19 protein-coding genes and 1 tRNA gene are annotated in these 25,923 nt (G+C 36.1%); 11 read left to right on the top strand and 9 right to left on the bottom strand.

Going from position 1 to position 25,923, the window contains the following annotated elements; all coding sequences use genetic code 11:
* Window positions 1-14 precede the first annotated feature (14 nt).
* A complete protein-coding gene (locus tag EKM00_RS02470) occupies window positions 15-272 on the bottom strand; it encodes a DUF4212 domain-containing protein (RefSeq protein WP_126515116.1) in 258 nt (85 codons plus the stop codon).
* A 22-nt stretch (window positions 273-294) separates the two neighbouring features.
* Window positions 295-1,533, bottom strand: a complete 1,239-nt coding sequence (locus tag EKM00_RS02465; RefSeq protein ID WP_126515115.1) for a hypothetical protein — start codon at window positions 1,531-1,533, stop codon at window positions 295-297.
* 819 nt (window positions 1,534-2,352) lie between these two features.
* Between EKM00_RS02465 and EKM00_RS02460 the strand changes: the two genes are divergently transcribed.
* From EKM00_RS02460 to EKM00_RS02445, 4 genes are all read left to right on the top strand, one after another.
* Window positions 2,353-2,562 (top strand): hypothetical protein, encoded by a 210-nt coding sequence (locus EKM00_RS02460; RefSeq protein ID WP_126453852.1) that lies wholly within the window; start codon window positions 2,353-2,355, stop codon window positions 2,560-2,562.
* Complete coding sequence (gene cobA / locus EKM00_RS02455) at window positions 2,559-3,386, top strand: uroporphyrinogen-III C-methyltransferase (RefSeq protein ID WP_126515114.1); 828 nt, start codon at window positions 2,559-2,561, stop codon at window positions 3,384-3,386. Before EKM00_RS02460 ends, cobA begins: the two co-directional genes overlap by 4 nt.
* A gap of 188 nt (window positions 3,387-3,574) precedes the next feature.
* Window positions 3,575-4,489 carry a bifunctional molybdenum cofactor biosynthesis protein MoaC/MoaB gene (moaCB, locus tag EKM00_RS02450; RefSeq protein WP_126453848.1) on the top strand — a complete coding sequence of 305 codons (915 nt, stop codon included), beginning with the start codon at window positions 3,575-3,577 and terminating at the stop codon, window positions 4,487-4,489.
* On the top strand, window positions 4,476-4,655 hold the full coding sequence (locus tag EKM00_RS02445; protein WP_199734586.1) for a hypothetical protein: 180 nt from the start codon (window positions 4,476-4,478) through the stop codon (window positions 4,653-4,655). The genes moaCB and EKM00_RS02445 overlap by 14 nt, the downstream gene beginning before the upstream one ends.
* Window positions 4,656-4,954: 299 nt before the next feature.
* On the opposite strand, the gene EKM00_RS02440 is transcribed toward EKM00_RS02445, so the two are convergent.
* Window positions 4,955-6,721, bottom strand: coding sequence for a DUF885 domain-containing protein (locus EKM00_RS02440; protein WP_126515113.1), 1,767 nt, complete (start codon window positions 6,719-6,721; stop codon window positions 4,955-4,957).
* Between the two features lie 179 nt (window positions 6,722-6,900).
* On the opposite strand from EKM00_RS02440, the gene EKM00_RS02435 reads away from it, so the two are divergent.
* Window positions 6,901-9,048, top strand: coding sequence for a M3 family metallopeptidase (locus EKM00_RS02435; RefSeq protein ID WP_126458387.1), 2,148 nt, complete (start codon window positions 6,901-6,903; stop codon window positions 9,046-9,048).
* Between the two features lie 78 nt (window positions 9,049-9,126).
* On the opposite strand, the gene EKM00_RS02430 is transcribed toward EKM00_RS02435, so the two are convergent.
* The 3 genes from EKM00_RS02430 to polA all read right to left on the bottom strand — a co-directional run bounded on the left by EKM00_RS02430 (window position 9,127) and on the right by polA (window position 13,626).
* Window positions 9,127-9,507 carry a nuclear transport factor 2 family protein gene (locus EKM00_RS02430; RefSeq protein ID WP_233592229.1) on the bottom strand — a complete coding sequence of 127 codons (381 nt, stop codon included), beginning with the start codon at window positions 9,505-9,507 and terminating at the stop codon, window positions 9,127-9,129.
* Window positions 9,508-9,572: 65 nt separating this feature from the next.
* Window positions 9,573-10,481: a pseudouridine synthase gene (locus EKM00_RS02425; RefSeq protein WP_126458390.1), complete on the bottom strand. Its 909-nt coding sequence runs from the start codon at window positions 10,479-10,481 to the stop codon at window positions 9,573-9,575.
* Window positions 10,482-10,785: 304 nt separating this feature from the next.
* Window positions 10,786-13,626, bottom strand: coding sequence for a DNA polymerase I (gene polA, locus EKM00_RS02420; RefSeq protein ID WP_126515112.1), 2,841 nt, complete (start codon window positions 13,624-13,626; stop codon window positions 10,786-10,788).
* 328 nt (window positions 13,627-13,954) lie between these two features.
* Between polA and EKM00_RS02415 the strand changes: the two genes are divergently transcribed.
* Together EKM00_RS02415 and EKM00_RS02410 are read left to right on the top strand one after the other, a co-directional pair.
* Window positions 13,955-15,199: a metallophosphoesterase gene (locus tag EKM00_RS02415; RefSeq protein ID WP_126515111.1), complete on the top strand. Its 1,245-nt coding sequence runs from the start codon at window positions 13,955-13,957 to the stop codon at window positions 15,197-15,199.
* Between the two features lie 64 nt (window positions 15,200-15,263).
* Complete coding sequence (locus EKM00_RS02410) at window positions 15,264-15,560, top strand: thioredoxin family protein (RefSeq protein ID WP_126458398.1); 297 nt, start codon at window positions 15,264-15,266, stop codon at window positions 15,558-15,560.
* Between the two features lie 5 nt (window positions 15,561-15,565).
* Here the strand turns inward: EKM00_RS02410 and EKM00_RS02405 are convergent, their stop codons facing one another.
* Both EKM00_RS02405 and EKM00_RS02400 read right to left on the bottom strand, forming a co-directional pair.
* On the bottom strand, window positions 15,566-16,201 hold the full coding sequence (locus EKM00_RS02405) for a polysaccharide deacetylase family protein (RefSeq protein WP_126515387.1): 636 nt from the start codon (window positions 16,199-16,201) through the stop codon (window positions 15,566-15,568).
* A 72-nt stretch (window positions 16,202-16,273) separates the two neighbouring features.
* Window positions 16,274-19,555: a glycosyltransferase family 117 protein gene (locus EKM00_RS02400; RefSeq protein ID WP_126515110.1), complete on the bottom strand. Its 3,282-nt coding sequence runs from the start codon at window positions 19,553-19,555 to the stop codon at window positions 16,274-16,276.
* Window positions 19,556-19,793: 238 nt separating this feature from the next.
* Here EKM00_RS02400 and EKM00_RS02395 point away from each other — a divergent pair.
* Window positions 19,794-19,864: transfer RNA gene (locus tag EKM00_RS02395), tRNA-Gln, on the top strand.
* Between the two features lie 119 nt (window positions 19,865-19,983).
* Here EKM00_RS02395 and EKM00_RS02390 read toward each other — a convergent pair.
* Window positions 19,984-20,808 carry a universal stress protein gene (locus tag EKM00_RS02390; protein WP_126515109.1) on the bottom strand — a complete coding sequence of 275 codons (825 nt, stop codon included), beginning with the start codon at window positions 20,806-20,808 and terminating at the stop codon, window positions 19,984-19,986.
* Window positions 20,809-20,984: 176 nt separating this feature from the next.
* Here EKM00_RS02390 and rimP point away from each other — a divergent pair, with 176 nt between their 5' ends.
* The 3 genes from rimP to infB all read left to right on the top strand — a co-directional run bounded on the left by rimP (window position 20,985) and on the right by infB (window position 25,723).
* On the top strand, window positions 20,985-21,449 hold the full coding sequence (gene rimP, locus EKM00_RS02385) for a ribosome assembly cofactor RimP (RefSeq protein ID WP_126453982.1): 465 nt from the start codon (window positions 20,985-20,987) through the stop codon (window positions 21,447-21,449).
* 13 nt (window positions 21,450-21,462) lie between these two features.
* A complete protein-coding gene (nusA, locus tag EKM00_RS02380) occupies window positions 21,463-22,716 on the top strand; it encodes a transcription termination factor NusA (RefSeq protein ID WP_126453830.1) in 1,254 nt (417 codons plus the stop codon).
* A 112-nt stretch (window positions 22,717-22,828) separates the two neighbouring features.
* The gene (gene infB / locus EKM00_RS02375; protein ID WP_126515108.1) at window positions 22,829-25,723 is read left to right on the top strand and encodes a translation initiation factor IF-2; all 2,895 of its coding nucleotides are present in this window, start codon (window positions 22,829-22,831) and stop codon (window positions 25,721-25,723) included.
* Window positions 25,724-25,923 lie beyond the last annotated feature (200 nt).

Below are 25,923 nucleotides of genomic sequence, written 5' to 3'. Positions count from 1 at the left end.
TTAAACTGAAAAACCTATTCGTCATAACCATATTTCTTGTCTAATTTATTCATCAAATGAACATAGACAAAAATTAGAACGACAAAAACATAAATGGAACCTTGCTGTGCAAACCAAAATCCTAGTGGGAATCCACCCAGTTTTATGGTGTTTAATTGTTCTGCAAATAGTATTCCTGCTCCAAAAGAAGCGATAAACCAGATCGCTAGTAAAATAAAGAGGTATCGTAAATTTTCCTTCCAATAGGCGCTTGCGTTTTCTTGTGTTGTCATACTGTTTTTTTAATAGATTAATTTATAAATAGATCATGGCTTGTAATGTAATTGTATTGATGGTGTTGAACGTAGCATATTTCAGAGATTGAAATTCTAACGTTAATTTTGAATTATGGCCACTGAAATAAGCATTGGCGCCAATTCCAAATTGATTTGCAGAATCATCTAAAACATCAATTTGACGATTGTCATAAGATACATACGGCTGGATACGGTTTTTAGATTCTCCCGGAATAACATACCCTAAATGACCGTGAACTAGAGAGCCAGTTTCGTATGTAGTTCCTAATCTAAAATTTTTGCCATAATCTGTTTTTTGAAACATACCATAAGCGGTTATGGCTCCTCCTTTAGTGCCAACTGGGACATCGTAAAAAGCATCCAGAGCAAAAATGTTTACATTTTCACCACTTATATTTCCCGAAGCATCCGCTACGACTGCACCATTAGGATGGGAAAAAAATCCGGCTCCAATATTAAATACTTTTTGTGTTCCTAAATAGGATCCTACTTTATAGGGCAAAACATTGCTTTCGGTATCAAAAAGGCTGTATTCAAAATAACCGGCAAAGGTTTTTCCCGCAGCTTTTGAACCCAATAACCTTCTGCCTGTATAGGTAGCGGCTCCGCCATTAGTAGGCACAACTAATTGTTCTAAATTATTATTTGAGGCTTCATTCACAGAAACGCGATACTGTAACTTTCCAACGGTTCCTTTTGCATAAACCCCAATATGTCTAGCAAATTGATCCGATAAACCCAGCGTAGCCCAGCCTTGACGCGTATTGTCTAAGGTCATTAAGTTTAAAGTTCCTTGGTTGTTCATTCTGGAGATTCCGTTCCAATAATGCAGCCCTGCGCCCACGGCATTATTTGCGCCCAAACTGTATTGTGCCCATGCATCATGAAGAAAAAATTGTGAGCCATCACCAAGTCCGGTTGGAGTCATTGAATTAGCATTTAAACTATTCAATCCAACATGGGTGACTATCAGAAAGTCTTTATTAATTTGTGCTAACAATAATACTCTGGATCTCCTAACGCTAAAATCGATATCGCCTTGTTGGTTTCCATTGGCATCTAAAGGGCGATCCGAATTGTATTGTGACCAAATTTGAGCCCAGGAAATCACCCTTAGATATTTTGTTCCTTCGTCATTTAAATCAAATTTCATCCCAGCTCCATAATCCGGAGAACCTTGTGAAAAACCTTTTAAAAAGAGGAGCAGTAGGAAAGCTATCAAATACGTTTTTTTCATAATAAATTAGAATTTAAGGTGTTAAAAAATATTCTTGCAACAATGCTAAAGTCCAATTTTATATTTGGTATAAAAACATATGGTATATATTTAAGTTAAATGCTATAGTTTTATATAAATTAAAGACTTTTAATGTACAGGAATGGATAAGTCCGTTTGTGGTTTATATAAGTCTGACAGGAACGAAAAAGGATTGGTGTTTTGATGAAGTATCTTCAGTTAAAGCACTAAAATCAATCATTAAAATTAATTTTTACTTATATTTTTTTTTTTTAGGAATTTAACCGCGATTGGTTTAGCCGGAACAGCACGATTCTCAACTTGTTTTAAAATCAATATGATCTTTTACATTAGGAATGTTCTTGTTGTATTAAAAAAAGAGAAATAAGGGAAATGCAGGGGTTGTTTTATAAATACTTTTCAGATAGAATTTATTAGCTTCTTTCTGTTTTTTGTATTGCTGACGGTGCTTAAGCTGTTTGTGTGTGGTTGTATTCTGGGTATATTCAATAGGAAAAGGTTCGAGTGTATATAAATTTTACAAAAATATAGTAAATTAGCAATTATACAAAAAACGAATTATGTAAAAAATAAGATATATTTTTATATTATTCTGTTTTATATGCAGTTAATTATCTTAATAAACGATGATATAATAGGTTTTTTGCTTAATAATCACATATTGACTGTATCTTGAATTATTTTTATTTTTTAACTAAAACGATAAAACGACTAGGATTTTAATATAATTTTTGTCTTTTTGTATAAATATAATTTATTTGTCATAAATAAAAAACTGCTTTTGAAGAGGCAAATCGGATGCATCCTTTGATCGGAATCAATTCGAAACGAATACTGCCAGTTTTAAAAAAGGCAATTGATGAAAATGATTTGAAAATGACACGCTCAATTGCATCGGTACAACACCAATTGATTCCAATTCCGAATGAAAAACGACAGGTGTTTAAAAATATAAATGCTGTTGCCGAGTTGAACGAATTGAATACCAATTTATCCCAGTTAAAATGAAAAATTCCAATACACCAAAATTGACAATCGTAGGGGCAGGTCCCGGAGATGCAGAGTTAATTACTTTGAAAGCGATCAAAGTATTAGAAAGTGCCGCTGTTGTTTTGTATGATGCCCTTGTAAATGAAGAATTGTTGCAATATGCGTCGAATGCCGAAATTATTTTTGTGGGGAAACGTTTTGGTTGTCACGCCTACAGTCAAGATCAAATTAATGAGTTGATTGTATCGATGGCAAAACGGTTTGGTCATGTCGTCCGGTTGAAAGGCGGCGATCCATTTGTTTTTGGAAGAGGAAGCGAAGAGATTGAATATGCTGAAAAATTTGATTTGGAAACCGCAATTGTTCCCGGAATTTCATCGGCTTTAGGTGTCCCGGCGTCTAACGGAATCAGTTTGACACAGCGAAAAATTGCCGAAAGTTTCTGGGTAATCACCGGAACTACTTCGAATCATAAATTATCTAAAGATGTGGCTTTGGCATCGCAATCCGCCGCAACGGTGGTTATTTTGATGGGAATGAATAAATTAGACGAAATTATTTCGATTTATCAAAACAACAGAGCCGATGATTTACCGGTTGCCATCATTCAGAACGGAACAAAAGACTCGGAGAAAAAAGTGGTGGGAACCATCAATTCTATTGTGAAATTGGTTCACGAACACCAACTTTCATCACCTGCAATTATTGTCATTGGAGAAGTAGTGCGAAATGCTTCAAAACTAACGGCTTATTTTCAAGAGAAGAAAGTAGAAGATATACCTGTTTCTGATAAAGAAGTAGCTGAAAACAGTACTTTTACGGAGAATAGAAATAGGTTGTAGTATAAATATCATAAAGTAACCGAGTCGAAGGTCTTAAAGGCTAAAGTCATAAAGTCCGTTGTCGATAGCGATTGTCTTTAATGATTGTCTTAAACATTTTAAAGTACAAAAATAATTAAAAAGTAGCTCGTAGTTCCTATAATTAGTCGTTATCAGATTTAACCTGAAACTTTAAACATTTAAAAAAAATGGTTGATATCACACATAAAATAAGTACGCTTCGTACAGCAACCGCAAAGGCCACAGTAATTGTGAGTCTTCAAGCCACAATTGACGCCGTTATAAATAATCTGGTTCCCAAAGGAAACGTGCTGGAAATGGCTAAAACGGCTGGTTTGTTTGCCGTAAAAAACACGCATTTATCCATTCCGGATTGCCATCCTATTCCAATTGAATTTACATCGGTGGAATATGAAATTAACGAATTACGCATTGATATTATTTTCAACGTGAAAACGGTTTACAAAACCGGAGTTGAGGTAGAGGCGATGCACGGTGCTTCGATTGTGGCGCTTACAATGTATGACATGCTGAAACCAATTGATAAAAATATCGAGATTTCAACCATTAAATTAATTAGTAAGGAGGGCGGAAAATCTTCTTTCAAAAACAGATTTCCATCAGCCATCAAAGCGGCGGTTTTCGTTTGTTCCGATTCTATTTTTTCGGGAGATAAGCAAGATCGTTCCGGAAAAATAATCGTTGAAAAACTGGGAATTAACGGAGTAGAAACGACGCATTACGAAATCATACCGGATGAAATTGATGTGATTCAGGAGCGGACTAAAGCTTTTGCCAAAGAAAATCAATTGATCATTTTTACAGGAGGAACCGGGCTTTCGCCAAGAGATGTTACCCCGCAAGCACTGGAACCTTTATTAGAAACCCGAATTCCGGGAATTGAGGAGGCCATTCGCAATTATGGACAACAACGCATGCCGTATTCCATGCTTTCCAGAACAGTCGCGGGAACTTTAGGGAATTCGTTGGTATTGGCTTTGCCAGGTTCAACCAATGGCGCAAAGGAATCTATGGATGCGATATTTCCTCATGTGCTGCATGTTTTTCATGTTTTAAAAGGCAATAATCATGACGCCAAATAACGCTGTTTTATCGAATGATTTTGAACGTAAACACAACTATTTGCGTATTTCTCTAATTGAGAAATGCAATTTGCGTTGTGCCTATTGCATGCCAGATGATGGAATTGTAGTACCTCCAAAAGCGGGCCTGATGACGACTGACGAAATTCAAGCAATCGCCAGCTAGCGCGAGCGTCCCGCTCGTGCCCATAATCAAATACTTCAATTAGTTGAACCCCGTTCCCCGTTCGCTCAGATACCCACAATCGTTAGCGCAGAATTGTATTCTGTGCCCACAAACGACGGCAGGCAAAAAAGCCAAAAAAAGCTACATCCATAAAACAGAATAACTTTTTTTGTGCCTAAAGATTAATTGAGAAGCAGTTTTGTCAGGTTAGTTTTGGTTGTTAATTGAAGTATGCTTGAGAATAGCTATTTAAAACAATGCAGAACAGGAATAAGACGTTAACGGTTATTTTTTTCATTTTAGTTAGATTTAGGTATCCAAGCATTAATTTTATTTTCTAATATCGCTAAAGGCATTACACCGGATTCCAATACTTTTTCATGGAATTTTTTAATATCAAATTTAGCACCCATTTTTGTTTCGGCTTTTTTACGTAATTCTAGAATCTTCAACTGACCAATTTTATAGGATAAAGCCTGTCCAGGGATGGCCATATACCGCTCTATTTCTGGAATAATACTAGCTTCACTTTCGGCCTCATTTGCTAATGAATATTGGATGGCTTGCGCTCTAGTCCAGCCTTTGGAGTGCAGTCCAGTGTCAACTACTAGTCGCACTGCGCGGTGCATTTCATTGCCCAGCATTCCAAAATATTGATACGGATCTTGATACAATCCCAGTTCTTTTCCTAAGCTTTCCGTGTACAAAGCCCAACCCTCACCATAAGCGCCAAACCAATTGAATTTTCTGAAGTCAGGAAGATTTTCGTTTTCCTGCTGCAAGGATATTTGGAAATGGTGTCCAGGAACGGCTTCATGCAAAAACAAATCTTCATCGCCGTACATATTATAATTCGCTACATCAGGTATCGGAACATAGAAAATGCCTGGGCGCGAACCATCAGCAGTTCCTTGATTGTACTCGGCGCTAGCCGTTTTTTCTCTAAAGGCTTCTGTTCTTCTGATTTCAAACTTCGTCTTGGGTTGGAGTGCGAATAATTTATCTACATTCGGTTTGATTCGGGTATAAATGCTTTGAAAATTGGCTATAACCTCTTCTGGTTTTGTAAATGGTTTTAATTCTTTTTTGTTTCTAACCACCTCAAAGAATTCTAATAAAGTGCCCTTGAAACCTACTTGCGTTTTTACCTTTTCCATTTCGGAGTTCAATCGTGCGACTTCTTTTAATCCCAGTTCGTGAATTTGTTCGGGAGTCATATCAGTAGTGGTCCATTGTTTTACATACGTGGCATATAGCTCTTTTCCAAAAGGCAAACTTCCTATTCCGCTGGTAGCTCTGGAAGCAGGAAGATATTCTTTATTCAGGAAATCGGCCATTTTCTTGTATTGCGGAATCAATTTGTTGTTGATGGTTGCGGTATATTTTGCGGTTAACTCGTTTTTGATTCTGTCAGGAAAAGTAGTAGGCAGGAGTATTATAGAAGAATAAAACAAATTGTCTTCGATTTTAGGTGTAGCCATTTCTGCAAATTGTGGAATCAGTTTTACCGTTAATGATTTTGGTAAAACAACCCCTTTTGCCATTCCTTTTTTCATATACACCATTGCTGAATCGATCCAGACAGCATATTTGTCCATTCTTTTTAGGAAATTGGTATAATCTTGTTCTGTCTTAAATGGTTGTGCACCGGTTCCTCCCGCAAATTGTCCCATGGTTAGATGTGTTCCCCAAAATTGATGTACCGGCAGCAAATTTGTCGGTTGTTTTAATAAATCTTTCCCGATTTCAACTTCCCATTTGATGATTTCGTAACTGTTTTTTTCCTCTTCGGATAAGTCTTCAATAGCAAATCCTTTTAAGGCAGTTTGGTATTTGTCAAAGAAAGCTTCTTGTGATTTTCTAAAACTGTCCGTCATTTCAAACTGCAGTTGGTCGTTGTATTGGTTTTGACCACTTTGGGTCGCATCCAGAGGATTCATAGCATTTTTGTCGTCAAAATAATTTTCTGTCAGACTGCTAAAGTCTTGTTTTTTTTCTTCCGATTTACAATTAAGTAGCAATAATGAAGTGGTTACGGAAAGTAAAAGAGTGGTTATTTTTTTCATAATTATATTTGGTAATAGATTGAGCTAATTTATTGTTTTTTTTTCAAATTCAAATGTAAGAATAGTTTTTCGTTTGTAAAAACATCTTTATTTGTCATAAAATTTAGTTAACGCGCCATCGTACAGTTTGTTTTTAGTAGATTTCTGCTAAATTTACTTTTTTAATTAATCACACCTAAATGAGAAAAAAATCCTTTTTTATTTTGTTAGTTATCGGAAATATGCTAACAATTGAAGCACAAGAAAAACAAGAAAACACTAGTATGAATCCATTTTTTCAGGCTTACGACACGCCGTTTAATGTGCCGCCTTTCGATAAAATTAAAAACGAACATTTTAAGCCCGCGATTTTAGAGGGAATTAGTACCCATCAAGCGGAGGTTAATGCTGTTGCAAATAATACGCAACCCGCTACTTTTGAGAATACTATTCTTGCCATGGAAAATGCAGGGGAATTATTATCGAATGTGAATACGGTTTTTTCTAATCTGAATTCGGCGAATACCAATAAAGAGATTCAGAATATTGCCAAAGAAATGGCACCAAATCTTTCCGCGCACAGAGATAATATTTACCTGAACGAGAAATTATTCGCAAAAGTAAAAACGCTTTGGGACAAAAAAGAAACTTTGGGACTGAATTTAGAACAGGCTAAAATTTTGGATAATGCGTACAAAGATTTCGTTCGTAGTGGAGCCAATTTATCAAATGCTGACAAGGAAATATTGCGTAAAATAAACGGAGATCTTTCGCTGACCAGTTTAAAGTATGGACAGAATATTTTGGCGGAGACTAATTCATACGAGTTGGTTGTTGATGCCAAAAAAGATTTGTCCGGATTGCCACAAGGATTAATTGATGCTGCAGCTGTTGATGCCAAAGCAAAAGGCAAAGAAGGAAAATGGGTTTTTACCCTTTCTAATTCCAGTGTGATGCCATTTCTGCAATACAGTTCTAATCGAGAATTGCGCAAGCAAATTTGGAATGCCTACCAGACTAGAGGTAATCAAGATAATGAATTTGACAATAAAAAGAATGCAATAGCATTAGCAAATCTTCGTGGGCAAAAAGCACGATTATTAGGGTATAAATCACATTCCAATTATGTCTTGGAAGAATCAATGGCTAAAACTCCCGAAAATGTGAATAAGCTATTGAATGATTTGTGGAAACCAGCTTTGGAAATTGCTAAAACGGAAGCTGCCGATATTCAGAAAATGATGGCTAAAGAAGGAATTAAAGGTGCCGTACAGCCGTATGACTGGAGGTATTACACGGAGAAAATCAGAAAAGAACGTTTTGATTTAGACGAAGAAGAATTAAAGCCGTATTTCAGTTTAGAAAATGTTAGAAAAGGCGTTTTTCAAGTAACCGAAAAGCTATACGGGCTTCAGTTTAAAGTATTGACGGATGTTCCAAAATACCATGAAGATGTTACAGTTTGGGAAGTGACTGAGAAAGACGGAACCCATTTGGGTGTTTTATACATGGACTTTCATCCGCGTGAATCCAAACGAGGCGGTGCATGGATGACCTCATACAGAACTCAAAAAACGGTTGACGGAAAACGCGTGGCTCCAGTAGTTTCTATTGTTTGTAATTTTACTAAACCATCAGCGAATGCCCCAGCACTTTTGACATTTGATGAGGTTACGACTTTCTTTCACGAGTTTGGACATTCTTTACACGGAATGCTGTCTAATGTGACCTATAAAAGTTTAGCAGGAACAAGTGTTCCAAGAGATTTTGTAGAACTTCCTTCTCAAATTATGGAGAATTGGGCAGCTGAACCAGAGGTCTTAAAAATGTATGCAAAGCATTATAAAACTGGGGAAGTGATTCCAGAAACATTGGTGAATAAATTAAAAAAAGCAGGGACTTTTGACCAAGGTTTTACTACAACAGAATATCTAGCAGCTTCTTTATTGGATTTAGAATACCATTCTCAAACCAAAAACATTACCGTTGATGCAAACGCTTTCGAAAAAGCAGCAATGACAAAAATTGGTTTGATTGCATCTATTATTCCAAGATACCGAAGTACGTATTTCAGTCATATATTCTCTGGAGGATATTCTTCTGGATATTACAGTTATATATGGTCAGGAGTTTTAGATACGGATGCTTTTGAAGCGTTCAAAACAACTACTTTGTTCAATCCTGAAAAAGCCAAATTATTCCGTGAGAATGTTTTGGAAAAAGGAGGGACAGAAGATCCGATGGTTTTGTACAAACGTTTCCGCGGTGCGGAGCCAAGTATTGAACCGCTGTTGAGAAAACGTGGTTTGGACAAAAAAGAAGAAGTATTTAAAAAGATAAAAGGATAAAATAATTTTGTTCTAAAGCAAAAACCCTACAATACAAATAATGTGTTGTAGGGTTTTTTATTGTCCTTCAAAAAAGGCTTATCCGTGATACACTCTGGAAGCAATTATTTTACCTTCTCTGATATCTAATACTTCTGCTACCAGTAAATCTTCTTCACCGGCTACCGTTCGTATGTATTCCATAAAAACGCGGTCACCATTTGCGGTAAGCGATTTTACATTGTAATTCAAACTCGGCAAACGTTCAAAAGTATCTTTCCGCCATTCTCGCAAGGCTTCTTTGCCGGTGACAAAACCGTTGCTTTCGGGTTTGAATATTTTTAGTTTTGGACTAAAATGCACAGCATCGTCATCATACAAAGACAATAGTTTTTCTAATTCTTTATTGTTGAAAGTTTCAAACCATTTAAAAGCTATAGATTGTAATTTTTCTGGCATCATACTAATTTTAATTTGCATTTTTAATTAAAAAAATCCCGTTTTGCTACGCAAAAGGGATTTAATTTTATAATTTCAAAGAAATATTAAACGTTCTTCAAATTGATGATTTCTTGTTCCGTAAGCAATCTCCAGTTTCCTCTTGGTAAATTCTTTTTAGTCAAACCAGCAAAAGCAACTCTGTCAATACGCAACACATCATAACTGAAATGTTCAAAAATATTACGAACCACTTTCACGTTAGCGGATCTCAACTGTAATCCAATTTCACTTTTCGCTTCTCCGTCAATGTAGCTTACATCTTCCACAAAAACACGGTGTCCATCAAGAGTCAGTCCTTTGTTTATTTTTTCTAAATCCTCAAATTTCAAGTTTTTATCTAATGAAACTTGGTAGATTTTAGATGATTTTTGACTTGGTAACGTAAATTTACGAATCATATCCGTATCATTCGTAAACAATAGTAAACCAGTTGTATTCTTGTCCATTCTCCCAATAGCGCCAATTTTTGCTGTTGTAGAGCCTTTTACTAGTTCCAGTACATTACGATATTCCTGACCTTCGTCCATCGCAGTAGTAAAGTTTTTTGGTTTGTTCAATAAGATGTATACTTTTTTCTCCGGTGTCAAAGTGGCGCCATCAAAATTTACTACGTCTCCCGGTTTTACCATATATCCCATTTCGATAACGGGAATTCCATTTACTTTTACAGTTCCGGATTGAATGTAAATATCCGCATCACGACGCGAGCATGCCCCAGAATTAGCGATGTATTTATTCAAACGGATTTCGTCTTTTACCTTTGGTCTTTTAGGAGCTTGATTTGGTTTTTTTTCTACTTTATCCGTATCGACAGCTACAACTTTAGTATTTATTTTAACTTTTTTTGGCCCTTGTGCCCGTTTTTGCATCGCAGGTTTTGGCTTGTTAGAACTTGGTCTTGAACTATTTGTTCTAGCACCACTTCCTTTATTGTTGCCTTGCTTATTATTCATAATATTCCTTAATTTGCGCAAAGATAGTATTTATATAATTGAGAATCAATAGATGGCAATTATAAAAAAGGTAACTGGCTTGTTAATAAGCGAATTAAAAAAAATTAAATTCGCTTTTTAGAGCTGGCTCTCGATTTCTACTGTTCCCCCTTTTCTTTTTAAAACAAAAAAAATCTAGTCATCTTGCTATTTTCATAAGTTGTTTTTGTTCGTTTTATCAGGAATGAAATAGTGAAATACTGCCGCAATAAAGCGCTAATTGTACTATTTAGATGCAATCTTTCTGGGATATTTCAAGCAGTTATTAATGCGCTTCCAGCCAATCTTTCCCCATTCCTAAATCTACATCCAAAGGTACATCAAGTTTAAACGCATGTTCCATTTCATGTTTAATCATCGGTTTGATTTTTTCGAGTTCGTCATTATGCACATCAAACACAAGCTCATCATGAACCTGTAGCAACATTTTACTTTTCCAATTTTCAGAGGTTAGTTTTCCGTGAATATTAATCATTGCAATTTTGATGATATCAGCAGCACTGCCTTGAATTGGTGCGTTTACCGCATTTCGTTCTGCTCCACCACGAACAATGGCGTTTTGTGAATTGATATCTTTCAAATAACGACGACGGCCCAGGATGGTTTGCACATAGCCGTTCTCTCTTGCAAAATCTATTTGTTCCTGAATATAAGACTTTAATCTTGGATAGGTTTGGTAATACGCTTCAATCAAATCAGCACTCTCTTTACGAGATAAGTTAGTTTGATTGCTCAATCCAAAAGCCGAAACACCATATATAATTCCGAAATTGACCGTTTTGGCATGACTTCGTTGCTCGCGAGTCACTTCTTCCAGCGGAACATTAAAGACTTTTGAAGCAGTAGATTTGTGAATGTCTTCGTGATTCTGAAAGGCTTTGATCATGTTTTCTTCACCGCTTAATGCAGCAATTACCCGCAATTCTATTTGGGAATAATCTGCAGAAACCAATGTGTAATTTTCATCTCGTGCCACAAATGCTTTCCGGATTTGTCGGCCACGTTCGGTTCGAATCGGGATGTTTTGTAAGTTGGGATTATTCGAACTCAATCGTCCTGTTGCCGCAACGGTTTGCATATAATCGGTGTGTATGCGGTTCGTGATTTTGTCAACTTGGTTGGGTAAAGCATCAACATACGTGTTTTGCAGCTTTATCAATTGTCGCCAATCCAGAATGTCTTTTACAATTGGGTTTTCAGCGGCTAAATAGCTTAAGATTTCCTCTCCGGTTGCGTATTGACCGGTTTTGGTTTTCTTTTGTTTGGCTCCTCCAATTTTCAATTTGTCAAATAATACATCGCCCAGTTGTTTTGGGGAAGCGAGATTGAATTTTTCACCGGCAGTTTCATAAATATTTGCTTCCAATATCTTTATATCATCATCCAAGGTTTTCGACAGGGATTTCAAGAAATCGACATCTACACGGATTCCTTCTTTTTCCATAGCGGCCAAAACAGGTACCAATGGAATTTCGATTTCCTCAAAAAGTTTTTTGGTGCCGGTTTTGTCTAATTCTAAAGTGAATATTTCCTTGAGTTGCAAAGTTACATCAGCGTCTTCAACCGCATATTCTTTGATTTCTTCCAGTTCAACGTCGCGCATTGATTTCTGGTTTTTTCCTTTTTTCCCAATTAAAGTTTCAATAGATTGCGGGGAATATTTTAAATATGTTTCTGCCAAAATATCCATATTATGACGCATATCCGGATTGATTAGATAATGTGCAATCATGGTATCGAATAGTTTTCCTTTTACGGTAACCTTGTAATTAGAGAGTATCTTTAAATCGTATTTTAAATTCTGACCAATTTTCTCGATGTTTTCATTTTCGAAAAAAGGAATGAATTTCTCGATTAAAACTTGTGCTTCCTCTTGATTTTCCGGAAAAGGAACATAGAATCCTTTTCCTTTTTCGAAAGAAAACGAAATCCCCACTAATTCGGCATGCAAAGCATCTAGACCAGTTGTTTCGGTGTCAAAACATACTGAAGCTTGTTTTTGTAAATTTTGCAACAGCAACTTCAGCCCTAAATCCCCTTGGATTATCTGATACGAATGTTCTGTGTTTGCTAGTGAACTATAATATTGATGGCGTGTTTCTTCTGATGAATCTTCCTGAATGGCACTTCCAAAAAGATCAAATTGTTCTTCAGTTTTAGGTTGTGTTTTTTTATATAATTTAGTTTCATCAACCGGGTTATTGGCTGTCGCAGTCGCTCCTTTTTTGAATATAGCGTCAAACTGCTCTGCCATTCGGCGGAATTCTAACTCGTTGAACAGTGCGTCTGTTTTTTCGACATCAGGAGTGGATAATTCATAGTCCGTTTCATCAAAAATAACGGGACAATCCAGTAAAATTGTGGCTAAGGTTTTAGATAATAATCCTTTTTCCTTGTTCGCCTCAATGTTCTCTTTCATTTTTCCTTTCAGCTTATCCGTATTAGCTAAAAGATTTTCCATGGTTCCAAATTCTTTTAGAAACTTCTTTGCAGTGACTTCGCCTACCCCGGGAAGTCCTGGAATATTATCCGCTGCATCACCCATCATTCCAAGGAAATCGATTACCTGATCCGGGCGTTCAATTTCAAATTTTGCCAAAACCTCAGGAATTCCCCAGATCTCTATTCCATTCCCCATTCGGGCAGGTTTGTACATAAATATGTTTTCAGAAACAAGTTGTGCAAAATCCTTATCCGGGGTGACCATAAAAACTTTATAATTTTGTTTTTCGGCTTGTTTGGCAATGGTCCCAATTAGGTCATCAGCCTCATAGCCTTTGACTTCTATTATAGGAATATGCATGGCTTTCAGTAAATCTTGGATATAAGGAATAGCAATTTTTATGGCTTCCGGAGTAGCATCACGATGGGCTTTGTATTCCGGGAAGATGTCATTTCTCAACTGGCTGCCACCATTGTCAAAAGCAACGGCTAAATGATCTGGTTTTTCTCTTTTTATAACATCCATCAATGAATTCATAAAACCCATAATGGCGGATGTATCCATTCCTTTAGAATTGATCCGTGGATTTTTTATAAAAGCATAATAGCCTCTGAAGATTAAGGCATAGGCATCAAGAAGAAACAGGCGTTTTTGTTGTGACATGAATTGTAATTTTTGTAAAGTTTTCAAAAGTACAAAACTTGTCAGATAAAGGCATGAAATATTTCTTCAAATCAATTTCACTATATTTTTTAAAATAAAATAGGCGAATCCGGGGCTTAGGTGTAGCGATTTTATATTTGTTAAACTTGTTTATTAAATAAAGTACGAATAATTTGTACGATAACGGTTTTGCTTTTTATTTAAAATTAAGTTTTCTATTTCAGCTAAGCTGTTTCAAGTTGATTTAATGTAATTTTAGTTAAATTTAGATTAATAAAAACGCATACTATTTTCTTAATTTGTTATTTTGTGTAAAATTTGATTAAAAATGATTTTCCGTGTCGTATTCTTGTGTTCAATTCTACTTATTATTGAGCTGTATACTTTTCAGATCTTAAAAACTTTGATAAAATCAAAACTAATATTGTTTTCAATTCAGGGTATAAGCCTATTAGTTTTAATATATATCGTGTATTCTTTAATGCAATTTGACCGTAGCGTAGGACAAACCCAGCAATTCATGTTTAGCATGGGATTGTTGCTTATTGTTTATGTTCCAAAATTAATTTTAGCCTTAATTTTAATAGGGGAAGACATTTTTAGAGTAGGTGCTGGAGCCTTAAATTTTTTCGTGGATTATGACAAGAGTACTGATTTCCTTAATTCCAGAAGAAAGTTTATCAGTCAAATAGGATTAGGGTTAGCGGCGGTTCCGTTTTTATCCTTGATATATGGAGTCACGATTGGGAAATACAATTACAAAGTGATCAGGCAGCGTATTTTTTTTCCGGATTTACCGGATGCTTTTGATGGTTTTAAAATTACTCAAATATCCGATGTTCATAGTGGAAGCTTTGATGACCCGGAAAAAATTAATTATGCGATTGACTTGGTAAATGAGCAAAATTCAGATATGATTCTGTTTACTGGAGATATTGTCAATACGCACGCCAAAGAGATGCATCCTTGGATAGAAACATTCAACCGAATTAGGAAACATGAATATGGCAAATATTCCGTTTTGGGGAATCATGATTACGGAGAATATGTAACCTGGGCAAGTGAAGCCGCAAAAGCAGATAATTTTAAGGCAATAAAAAATTTATACGGAGAAATTGGGTTTGATTTATTGCTGAATGAGCATACGTTTATCGAGAAAGGAGATGCCAAAATAGCATTAGTAGGTGTCGAAAACTGGGGACATAATTTCAAGCAGGCCGGAGATTTGAATAAGGCTTCGGGGCAGTTAAAGAAAGAAGATTTCAAGATTTTGATGAGCCATGACCCTTCCCATTGGGAGCACGTGGTGCAGCACGATGATAAACACTACCACCTTACGCTTTCCGGGCACACACACGGAATGCAATTTGGAATCGAAATTCCCGGTTATTTCAAATGGAGTTTGGCGCAATACGTATACAAACAATGGGCCGGCTTATATGAAAACCTGGGAAGATACGTTTATGTCAATAGGGGATTTGGTTTTCATGCCTTTCCCGGCAGAGTAGGAATCATGCCGGAAATAACGGTCATCGAACTAAAAAAAGGCACTAATGTAGCAGAATTCGTTTAAAATGCTACATTTGTAAAAATAATATCTCTGTTTAGTGAATTTTAAAAATTAAATTTTTGGTTTTATGTCAAAATTTGGAGAACTTATAAATACTAAAATTCCGGTATTAATTGACTTTTATACGGAGTGGAATGAATCCTCCGTTTTAATGCATCCTGTGATCAGAGATGTAGCGGCGGCTCTTGGCGATAAAGCGAAAGTCATTAAGATTGACGTGGATAAAAATCAAGAATTAGCGGATGCTTTGCGGATCAAAGGGTTGCCTACGTTGATGATCTATAAACAAGGTCAGATGATCTGGAGACAGTCCGGAGAACTTGACGCCAATACGATAATTAGTCTCGTTCAGGAACAATTGTAATATTTTTATAAAGGGTTGCAATTAAAATTATTTTCTTTTAAATAAGCTAGTGTTTTTGGCAACACGTATTGTAGGTTCTTGAACGCTTTTATACTGTCGTGAAAAACAATAATACTCCCCGGTCTTACATTTGACAACACATTATTCAGGCATTTTTCTTTAGATATTGTGGCATCAAAATCCGCACTCAGGACATCCCACATAATTATTTTGTACCCTAGTTTTTGTAGTTTTTTTGATTGCGATTTTTTTATTTTTCCATACGGAGGGCGAAAAAGTTTAGCGTCTGGATGGGTGTGGTTTTCAATCGCTTCTTGAGCTTGTTTCGTGTTTTTGATGTACGTCTCAGTAGTTGTTTGCCAGCCATTTAAGTGGTTGAAAGTGTGGTTTCCTATGGTGTGGCCTTCCCGAATCACCTTTTTGAATATTTCAGAATTTTTCTCGATATTATTTCCAATACAGAAAAAAGTGGCTTTGATTCCGTATTTTTTTAATTCCACCAAAACCCATTCTGTAACTTCTGGAATGGGGCCGTCATCAAAGGTAAGGTATACAGTATTTCCTGTATTGGAGACATCCCAACTATAATTAGAGAATATTTTTTTTATAATCGAATGGGTCTTTGTCCAGTACAATTTCATTTTTTTCATTTTAAAATTAAAAAAAATAGCGACATTGAAAAATGTCGCTATTTTTTTAATGGCTCTCTAATATTACTCTTTGTCGCGTCCAAAACGTTCAAACATTATGATGTACGTATTGAAGACAATTTTGTTCTTATTGTAAAATGCGAGATCGCCATTTTCTTTCATGACTTGCAAGAGGCTTCTGTAGCGCTCAATATCAGTTATGATTGGAATTGCAATACTGCTTTGTTCAGAAGATTTAAGATTGCCATAATAGTTGAGGTTTTCTTGGTACTTAAAGACTAATCGGTCCAATAATTGTTCGGCTTTTATTTTTTCGCCAGTTTTATAATAGCCTCCCGCAAAAGGTTCTACTAATGAATAATAGCCAAAGCTGTCCAAAGGCATTTTTGCCATAGCTAAATCAATGATTTTTTTGGCTTTTTCTTTCTGTCCTTCCAGGATTAACTGATTCATCAGTCTTGACAGATTGTTTCGGTAGGTGATGCTGTTTTTTCTGGTTTCTGGATCATGATAAATAGAAGGACTATCACTATTTCCCCAATCCCATTTCATGACCTTTGCATACATTCTGTCAGTGTCTATTTGTCCCATTTCAAGTGGACTTCCATCTTTGGACATTGGAGTTTTTATTGGAACTAGTTTGTACACCATACCTTCGAGTTGAAGATATTCTTTCATCCAGAGGTAGTCCTCGCTATCATAAGCACCACCGCTAAAATAAATGGGTCTTTTCCAGTTGTTATTAGCAACAATGTCAAGCATCATTAATCTGTTTTTGTACAAAGCATTCCCTTTGATGTCGATATCAATGTAAGACACTATAGCGTCATTGTATTTAGGGGATACTACTTTATTTTGTATGACCGTATTTTTGTCAACGGGAATCCGAATCTTATTGGTTGGGTAAAAATGGATGGTTTGTCCGTTTTGCATTCCTACCGTTGATTTTGGATTTTTAATAAAATCGATAAAATCTTTTATATCCCAGCGACTTTCAATTTTTGGAATATGGGCTACATAATCTAATTTATCTCCTACATATTCCTCGTGTGTAAATGAAACCGGTACCGGGTCTGATTCGTATGTTTTGGTTTTCATTTGATCGATATACCAGTCCGTCATGAATAAACTGGTGTTTACAATTTTGACATCGGTTCTTATTTTTTCAATTTCCTGTGCGTACCAAAGCGGGAAAGTGTCATTGTCTCCAATGGTGAATAAGATGGCATTAGGGTCACACGAGGTAAGATACGCTTTTGCCATAGACAAGGCGGTATATTTGCCGGAACGGTCGTGGTCATCCCAGTTTTGTGACGCCATAAGCATTGGTGCTGCTACTAAACTTAATGCGATAAGGAGAGGGCCAGCTATTTTTGGAGCGAGGTGTTTTTTGACGCTTTCATACAAGGCGTATACACCAAAGCCTATCCAGATGGCAAATACATAAAAGGAGCCTACCAGTGCATAATCCCTTTCTCGAGGTTCAAAAGGTCTTTCGTTCAAATAAATTTTCAGGGCTATTCCCGTAAAAAGGAACAAGGCAAGCAAAACATAAAAGCTTTTTAAATCCTTATTGGCATGATACATAAGTCCAATAAGGCCCAGAATAAAAGGCAAAAAGAAATATACATTCCGACCTTTATTGTTCAATACATCCGATGGTAAGTTGTCCTGACTTCCTAAATGCAATTCATCAATGAATTTTATACCACTGAGCCAGTTGCCATCCAGATAATCGTATCGTCCCTGAACATCATTTTGACGGCCAACAAAATTCCACATCAAGTACCTCCAATACATGTATCCAAATTGATACTCTACCATAAAACCTAGATTGTCCGCAGTTGTTGGTTTTTCAACAATCAAATAGTCGCCATAACTTTTTAGGAAGGTGACATATCCTTCGTTGTCAATTTGTTTTTGTGCGTAGGCTTGTCTGAATTCAGAAATTATTTTTTGAGTTTCATTTTTGAGTTGAGCAATCGCTTTATTATAATCTTCTTCACTAAGCTGACTGGCATCAATACCGTATTTTGCTAAATCATCCTCGTAAGGATAATTAGGATTTAATTTGAATTGAGGCGGATTGGTAAAATTCATGTAATTTTCAATATGTCCATCGCTCCACATTCTTGGCAGAATGGTTTTGTGATTATCATCTGAATTTTGGGAAGCATTTTTATAATTATTGACAATAACATATTTCCCTGTTTTATAATCTCTTTCATAATTGGGTGCTTTGTCTAAATAAGGATTATTGGCATCTAATCCGGCAAAATTCTCTGTGTATTGTGGACCATAGAACAATGCATTTACGCCATATTGTTCTCTATTGTAATAGGCTAAAACTTCGCGGGCATCAGACGGTTTGTTTTCATTGATTACAGTATTTGCATTTGCTCGAATGGGTAGCATCATCCATGTCGAGAAACCAATTAAAATAAAAAGGATGCAAAGAATTATGGTGTTGTAGAACACAAACCCTTTTTGTTTGGTGTATTTCAATCCAAAGTAAAAGAAAGCAATCAAAGCTATTGTAACAAACACAGTGCCCGAGTCAAACGGCAGTCCTAAACTATTGACCATAAAAACTTCTGTTTTACCAAAGAATCCCATGGTCATAGGAAGTAGCAATTTGAAAATAAACAACAAAATAGCAATTACTACAACATTTGCAATAAAGAAACTTTTAACTGTTACTACCTTATAGTTTTTAAAAAAATAAAGAAAACCTATTGCGGGAATTGTTAGTAATGCCATAAAGTGAACCCCAAAGGAAAGTCCTACAACAAGAGAAATAATCAATAACCACTTATTTCCTCTTGGAGTATTCATGTCTTGCTCCCAGCGTAAACCCAGCCAAAACAATAGGGCAATAAACAAGGATGCCATGGCGTAAACCTCAGCCTCGACAGCATTGTACCAAAAGCTATCTGAAAAGGTGAAGGCTAAAGCACCAACAAATGAACTTCCTAGTATAACGATTTCATTGTTTCTGTTAGTCTCTGAAAATCGGGAAATCAATTTTTTTAGAAGTATAGACGAAGACCAAAAAAGGAATAAAATAGTAAAGGCACTCGAGAATACAGACATCATATTTACCATTAAGGCAATGTGTTGATCATCTGATGCAAACATGGCAAAAAAAGCGCCAATCATCTGGTATAAAGGAGCTCCCGGAGGGTGGCCAACTTGAAGTTTTGCTGCGGTGGAAATGTATTCGCCACAATCCCAAAAACTCATAGTAGGCTCAACAGTTAAAGTGTAAGTTAATAATGCGATTCCAAATGTTAACCAACCAACAATTGTGTTCCATTTATTGAAGTTGAATGTTCCTTTGTCCATGTATTAAAATTTAGTTTAAATGTAAGTTACAAAGAAAATGTTTTTTTATTTAACCCTTGTAGCATTAACACTATTTTCTGGAAAAGTAATAAAATTCAATAATCAATTGATTGTAAAGCTCTTTTGAGATGCTTTGCAGCTGATTTTATTTTTTGTTGTTATTTTTTTAATAAAAAGACAAAAAAAATTTGTGCAAACTAAATATTATTTTAAATTTGCACTCGCTTAGCAGCAATGCTGGTCTATGGTGTAATGGTAACACAACTGTTTTTGGTGCAGTCGTTCAAGGTTCGAGTCCTTGTAGACCAACAAAAAACCTCTCAATTCCTGAGAGGTTTTTTTATAGATAAAATTCTGAGTAGTGTTTGTTGGGATTTCCGAGATAAGAGAGTGAAGTTGGTTAGTTGTTTTTGCAAAGCCAAAAGGAGTTAAATTCTAAAAATGATAACAGGTCTGGTGGTGTGGTTTACTAAGTCCTCACTGATGCTTCCGTTAAAAAAATGCGCTAAACCAGTTCTGCCATGAGTGCAAAGGCCAATTAAATCAGCATCTATTGTTTTTGAAAAATTGATTATTCCACTTTCAATATTTGCATCATTAAATAGATGTGAGGAGTAGTTTGGAAGATCAAATTCAGCCATAAAAGCGCCCATCACCTTTTCGGCAGCAAGAGTGGTCTTAAAACTATTGGGAGTGCAAATCATGACTAAAAACAAATTGGCATCAAAGATCTTCGCGAACTCCATCATTTTTTTAAAAGGCTTTTTAGCTTCTTTTGAAAAATCAGAGGCAAAGACGAAATTTTTAAATTTTAATTTACCTACATCTTTTTTTATAACTAAAACTGGAATTTCGGAGAGTCGGACCACTTTTTCAGTATTAGAGCCAATAATGATTTCTTCAATGCCTGAAGTGCCATGAGAGCCCATAACGATTAAATCAATTTTATTCTTTTTGTTAAAGGATAAAATACCGCTAAAAGCTTTTTCAAATTGTACAGAGACATGTACCGGAATTCCTTTCAAGTAGGGCTGTTCTTTTATTTTTTGAAGGTTTTCGTTAACTTTTTTGATGAACAACATAAGCGCCGGAGTAATGTCTGCTCCAGTAACAGAGTCATTCATGTGGTTTGGGAGTTCTAACAAATGCAATAGGAATATTTCACACTTGTTTTTTCTTGCAATTACAGCAGCCACTTTTAGAGCGTTTCCGGCATGATCAGAAAAATCGGTTGGGACTAAAATACGTTTCATAATTACAGCGTGTTAAATTATGGTAAAACTGTTGTTTTGAATTGTTCATTAAAGATAAGAAATTATTTTAGAGCAATCGATTATTTTGGTTTATAAAAAAAAACACTATATTTGCACCGTTATTTATTAAAATCTAGATAATGAGGGGACTAAATGTCCCCTCTTTTTATAAGCGTATGACATTTAAAGAAAAAGTAAGCACGTTATTGGCAGAAGGCCTGGTGGAGAAGCCGTCAATTTTTTTGATAGACCTGATTATCACGGATGCTTTTAAGGTTATTGTGACCTTGGATGGGGATAATGGAGTGGCGCTTCAGGATTGTATTGATGTGAGCCGTTCCCTAGACAATAACCTGGACCGTGAGGAGCAGGATTTTTCTTTAGAAGTGGCTTCGGTAGGAGTAGGATCTCCATTGAAATTGATCAGACAATACAAGAAAAATATAGGGCGTACATTGATTGTGAAGACTGGAGCAGAAATAATTGAAGCGGAATTAGTGGAAGCTAATGATGATTTTGTAATTTTGTCATGGGAAGCAAGAGAGCCAAAAAAGATAGGTAAAGGGAAGGAGACCGTTCAAAAAGAACTTAAACTGCCTTATGGAGACATTAAAGAAGCAATTGTTACAGTAACATTTTAATTAAAGAATTCGCATGGAAAATTTAGCATTGATCGATTCATTCTCAGAGTTTAAAGATGATAAACTTATTGATCGTGTAACGCTTATGGCAATTTTAGAAGATGTATTTAGAAATGCATTGAAAAAAAAATACGGTTCAGATGATAATTTCGATATCATTATAAATCCTGATAAAGGAGATATGGAGATTTGGCAAAGAAGAGTAATTGTTGCGGATGAAGACTTGGATTTTGATCACCTTGAAATTACATTGACTGAAGCTAGAAAAATAGAGCCTGATTTTGAAATTGGAGAAGAGGTTTCTGAAGAAGTTAAATTAATTGATTTAGGAAGAAGAGCAATTTTAGCTTTGCGTCAGAATTTGATTTCTAAAATTCATGAACACGATAACACCAATCTTTACAAGCAGTTTAAAGATTTAATAGGAGATATTTACACCGCTGAAGTGCACCACGTGCGTCCAAGAGTTGTGATTTTAGTTGATGATGAAGGCAATGAAATTATTTTGCCAAAAGAAAAACAAATACCTTCTGATTTTTTCCGCAAGGGGGATAATGTAAGAGGGATAATTGAAAGCGTTGAGTTGAAGGGAAATAAACCTCAAATTATTATGTCTAGAACTTCAGAGAAATTCTTGGAAAAATTGTTTGAGCAAGAAATTCCAGAAGTATTTGATGGTTTAATCATGGTAAAGAAAGTGGTTAGAATACCTGGCGAAAAAGCAAAAGTAGCTGTTGATTCTTATGACGACAGAATAGATCCTGTGGGTGCCTGTGTGGGTATGAAAGGGTCTCGTATTCATGGAATCGTACGTGAATTAGGTAATGAAAATATAGATGTTATCAATTATACAAGCAACATTCAATTGTTTATCACAAGAGCATTAAGCCCTGCAAAAGTATCTTCAATCAAGATTAATGAAGAGACTAAAAGAGCGGAGGTTTTCTTGAAGCTTGAAGAGGTTTCAAAAGCAATTGGTCGTGGGGGACACAATATCAAATTAGCGGGCTTACTAACGGGCTATGAATTAGACGTTATTCGTGAAGGTGATGTTGCTGGTGCTACCGCTGATGATGATGATGTTGAATTAACAGAGTTTTCAGATGAAATTGAAGACTGGGTTATTGAAGAATTTGCAAAAATTGGATTGGATACTGCAAAAAGTATCTTAAAGCAAGATGTAGAAGATTTAGTACGAAGAACAGACCTGGAAGAGGAAACGATTCTGGATGTAATGAGAATATTGAAAGAAGAATTTGATAGTTAGTCATTAAATCTTCAACGATAAACATGCCATTTTACAATTAATTCTTGCTCGGTAGGTATCGAGTCGGGAGTAAAGTGAGGAATAACAAAAAAGGTAATAATAAAAAGGTTTTATGTCTGAAGAGAGAATTATTAGAATAAACAAAGTTTTAAGGGAATTGAATATTTCTTTGGAAAGAGCTGTGGATTATCTAAAAGATAAAGGGATAGCTATTGAAGCAAACCCAAACACAAAAATTTCTGATGATGTATACAATGTCTTGTGCGGTCAATTTGCAGGTGACAAAGGGAATAAAGAAGCTTCGAAAGAAGTTGGGGAAGAAAAAAGAAAAGAAAAAGAGGCTTTGCGTTTAGAACGAGAGAAAGAAATCGAAGACAAACGTAAGATTGAGGAAGAGCGTCTGAAACAGCAAGAAGTGATAAAGGCGAGAGCAGTTATAGCGGGTCCTGTTCAGGTAGGTAAGATTGATCTTAATCCTAAAAAACCTTCCATCGTTCCTCCTGCGAAGGCGATTGAAAAAGTGGAGACTCCAGTTGCTAAAGTAGCGGAGGGGAAAGCAATTCAAAAAGAAGCTTCAACAGAAAAACGGTCGCCAGAAAAATCTTTAGAAGAAAAACCTGTTTCAGATAAAAAAGAGATAAAACCGGTTGTTGGAATTAAAGAGGTAAAAAAAGAGACTGTAAAAGCAGTCCCTGCTGAACCAAAAGAGGTAGCGAAAACGGAAATCGCTAAAACTGATGACGTGCCTGTTGATGAAACCATCACAACGCAATATCAAAAATTATCAGGAACTACTTTGACAGGGCAAATCATTGATTTGTCACAATTCAACAAACCAAAAAAGAAAAAAGAAGAACCTAAAATCACTCCTAATAAACCGGGTGCTCCAGGATCGGCTGCGGCTAATGCTAATGCAAATAAAAATAAGCGTAAAAGGATTGCTCCTAAACCGGGAGCTCCAAGGCCGCCTGGAGTTCCGGGAGCGCCAAATCCTAACAAGATTACGCCAAATGTTGGTGGTGGCGGATTTAATGCTAACAGAAGTGCAAGACCTGGTTTCGTAAGAGGAAACAGGCCTGCTATTGTTGCTAAAGTAGAGCCTACGGAAGAAGAAGTAAAAAACCAAATTAGAGAGACTTTAGAAAAACTTCAAGGAAAAGGAGGTAAATCTAAAGCTGCTAAATATAGAAGAGATAAGAGAGATACGCATCGTCAAAAATCAGATGACGAGCAAAGAGCTATAGACGAAGGAAGTAAAACGATTAAGGTTACTGAATTTGTTACCGTTGGTGAAATTGCTATCATGATGGATGTGCCAATTACAAAAGTTATTGGAACTTGTATGTCGCTTGGAATCATGGTTACGATGAATCAGCGTCTTGATGCGGAAACATTGACAATTGTTGCGGATGAGTTTGGTTATGAAGTTGAATTTATCACGGTAGATATTGAAGAGGCCATTCAGGTAGTTGCTGATAAAGAGGAAGATTTGGTTTTCAGAGCGCCTATTGTTACGGTTATGGGTCACGTCGATCACGGTAAAACATCGTTACTGGATTACGTTCGTAAAGAAAACGTAATCGCAGGGGAGTCTGGAGGAATTACACAACATATTGGTGCCTACGGAGTAACTTTGGATAACGGACAAAAAATTGCATTCTTAGATACACCGGGTCACGAAGCTTTTACAGCGATGCGCGCGCGTGGTGCTCAAGTTACGGATATTGCAATTATTGTGATTGCTGCGGATGATGACATCATGCCACAAACGAAAGAAGCGATCAGTCATGCTCAAGCAGCAGGCGTTCCTATTATATTTGCCATTAATAAAATTGACAAGCCAAATGCCAATCCTGAAAAAGTAAAAGAAAGATTAGCGGGTATGAATTTACTAGTAGAAGATTGGGGTGGAAAAATTCAATCTCATGATATCTCTGCAAAAGTTGGTACAGGTGTCAAAGAATTATTAGAGAAGGTATTGTTAGAAGCAGAACTTTTAGATTTAAAATCAAATCCAAATAAAGCGGCTCAAGGTACAGTGGTTGAGGCATTTCTTGATAAAGGAAAAGGATATGTTTCTACCATATTAGTACAGCACGGAACGTTACGAGTTGGTGATTATATGTTAGCAGGGAAGCATCATGGTAAGATAAAAGCCATGCATGATGAAAGAGGGAATATAGTTACAGTTGCGGGACCTTCAACTCCGGTTTCTGTTCTGGGTCTTGATGGAGCAGCCACTGCAGGGGATAAGTTCAATATTTTTGAAGATGAAAAAGAAGCCAAACAAATTGCTTCAAAACGTTCTCAATTGATGCGTGAGCAGTCTGTACGTACACAACGACACATTACATTGGATGAAATTGGACGAAGAATAGCATTGGGTCAATTTAAAGAATTAAATATTATCCTTAAGGGAGATGTGGATGGTTCTGTTGAAGCATTGTCTGATTCGTTCTCTAAATTATCTACCGAAGAAATTCAAATTAATATTATTCATAAAGGGGTTGGTGCAATTACAGAAACTGACGTAATGTTGGCTTCGGCATCGGATGCAATCATCATCGGATTCAATGTTCGTCCTGCTGGAAACGCAAGACAATTAGCAGATAAAGAAGAAATCGATATCCGTTACTATTCTATTATTTATGCTGCAATTGATGACTTGAAAGATGCCATGGAAGGGATGTTAGCTCCGGAAATGAAAGAAGAGATTCTGGGTACTGCGGAGATCAGAGAGATATTCAAAATCTCTAAAGTTGGTTCAATTGCGGGTTGTATGGTAATGGACGGTAAAATTTCCAGAAGTGCTAAAATGAGAATCATTAGAGATGGTGTGGTGGTGCATACAGGTGAACTGATAGCACTGAAACGTTTCAAAGATGATGTTAAAGAGGTTGCTAAAGGCTATGATTGTGGAATTCAGATCAAGGGATATAATGACATTGAGGAAAGAGATGTTATTGAATCTTACCATGAGGTAGCAATTAAGAAGAAATTGAAATAGAATTGTATTATTTATAATTAAAATCCCGACTAGTCGGGATTTTTTTGTTTTAAACAAAGGCTGCTTTAGTCTTGAAATTTTTTTTAAATGGTTGAATAAAAAAGGGCTTTTATTTTAAGGATGTGTCCCGTCCTGAAATAGCGATACACAAAAAGTATCCTAATGGAAAAACATGAAGAAACACGCTATGTGAAGCGGAC

It is taken from the genome of Flavobacterium sp. RSP15 (assembly GCF_003968755.1).
Classification (GTDB): Bacteria; Bacteroidota; Bacteroidia; order Flavobacteriales; family Flavobacteriaceae; genus Flavobacterium.
This window is presented reverse-complemented; position numbering and strand designations above follow the sequence as displayed.

Coding starts and splice junctions, on each gene's coding strand:
- EKM00_RS02470 (WP_126515116.1), bottom strand. CDS start 272: ATGACAACACAAGAAAACGCAAGCGCCTATTGGAAGGAAAATTTACGA.
- EKM00_RS02465 (WP_126515115.1), bottom strand. CDS start 1,533: ATGAAAAAAACGTATTTGATAGCTTTCCTACTGCTCCTCTTTTTAAAA.
- EKM00_RS02460 (WP_126453852.1), top strand. CDS start 2,353: ATGCATCCTTTGATCGGAATCAATTCGAAACGAATACTGCCAGTTTTA.
- cobA (WP_126515114.1), top strand. CDS start 2,559: ATGAAAAATTCCAATACACCAAAATTGACAATCGTAGGGGCAGGTCCC.
- moaCB (WP_126453848.1), top strand. CDS start 3,575: ATGGTTGATATCACACATAAAATAAGTACGCTTCGTACAGCAACCGCA.
- EKM00_RS02445 (WP_199734586.1), top strand. CDS start 4,476: ATGACGCCAAATAACGCTGTTTTATCGAATGATTTTGAACGTAAACAC.
- EKM00_RS02440 (WP_126515113.1), bottom strand. CDS start 6,721: ATGAAAAAAATAACCACTCTTTTACTTTCCGTAACCACTTCATTATTG.
- EKM00_RS02435 (WP_126458387.1), top strand. CDS start 6,901: ATGAGAAAAAAATCCTTTTTTATTTTGTTAGTTATCGGAAATATGCTA.
- EKM00_RS02430 (WP_233592229.1), bottom strand. CDS start 9,507: ATGCAAATTAAAATTAGTATGATGCCAGAAAAATTACAATCTATAGCT.
- EKM00_RS02425 (WP_126458390.1), bottom strand. CDS start 10,481: ATGAATAATAAGCAAGGCAACAATAAAGGAAGTGGTGCTAGAACAAAT.
- polA (WP_126515112.1), bottom strand. CDS start 13,626: ATGTCACAACAAAAACGCCTGTTTCTTCTTGATGCCTATGCCTTAATC.
- EKM00_RS02415 (WP_126515111.1), top strand. CDS start 13,955: ATGATTTTCCGTGTCGTATTCTTGTGTTCAATTCTACTTATTATTGAG.
- EKM00_RS02410 (WP_126458398.1), top strand. CDS start 15,264: ATGTCAAAATTTGGAGAACTTATAAATACTAAAATTCCGGTATTAATT.
- EKM00_RS02405 (WP_126515387.1), bottom strand. CDS start 16,201: ATGAAATTGTACTGGACAAAGACCCATTCGATTATAAAAAAAATATTC.
- EKM00_RS02400 (WP_126515110.1), bottom strand. CDS start 19,555: ATGGACAAAGGAACATTCAACTTCAATAAATGGAACACAATTGTTGGT.
- EKM00_RS02390 (WP_126515109.1), bottom strand. CDS start 20,808: ATGAAACGTATTTTAGTCCCAACCGATTTTTCTGATCATGCCGGAAAC.
- rimP (WP_126453982.1), top strand. CDS start 20,985: ATGACATTTAAAGAAAAAGTAAGCACGTTATTGGCAGAAGGCCTGGTG.
- nusA (WP_126453830.1), top strand. CDS start 21,463: ATGGAAAATTTAGCATTGATCGATTCATTCTCAGAGTTTAAAGATGAT.
- infB (WP_126515108.1), top strand. CDS start 22,829: ATGTCTGAAGAGAGAATTATTAGAATAAACAAAGTTTTAAGGGAATTG.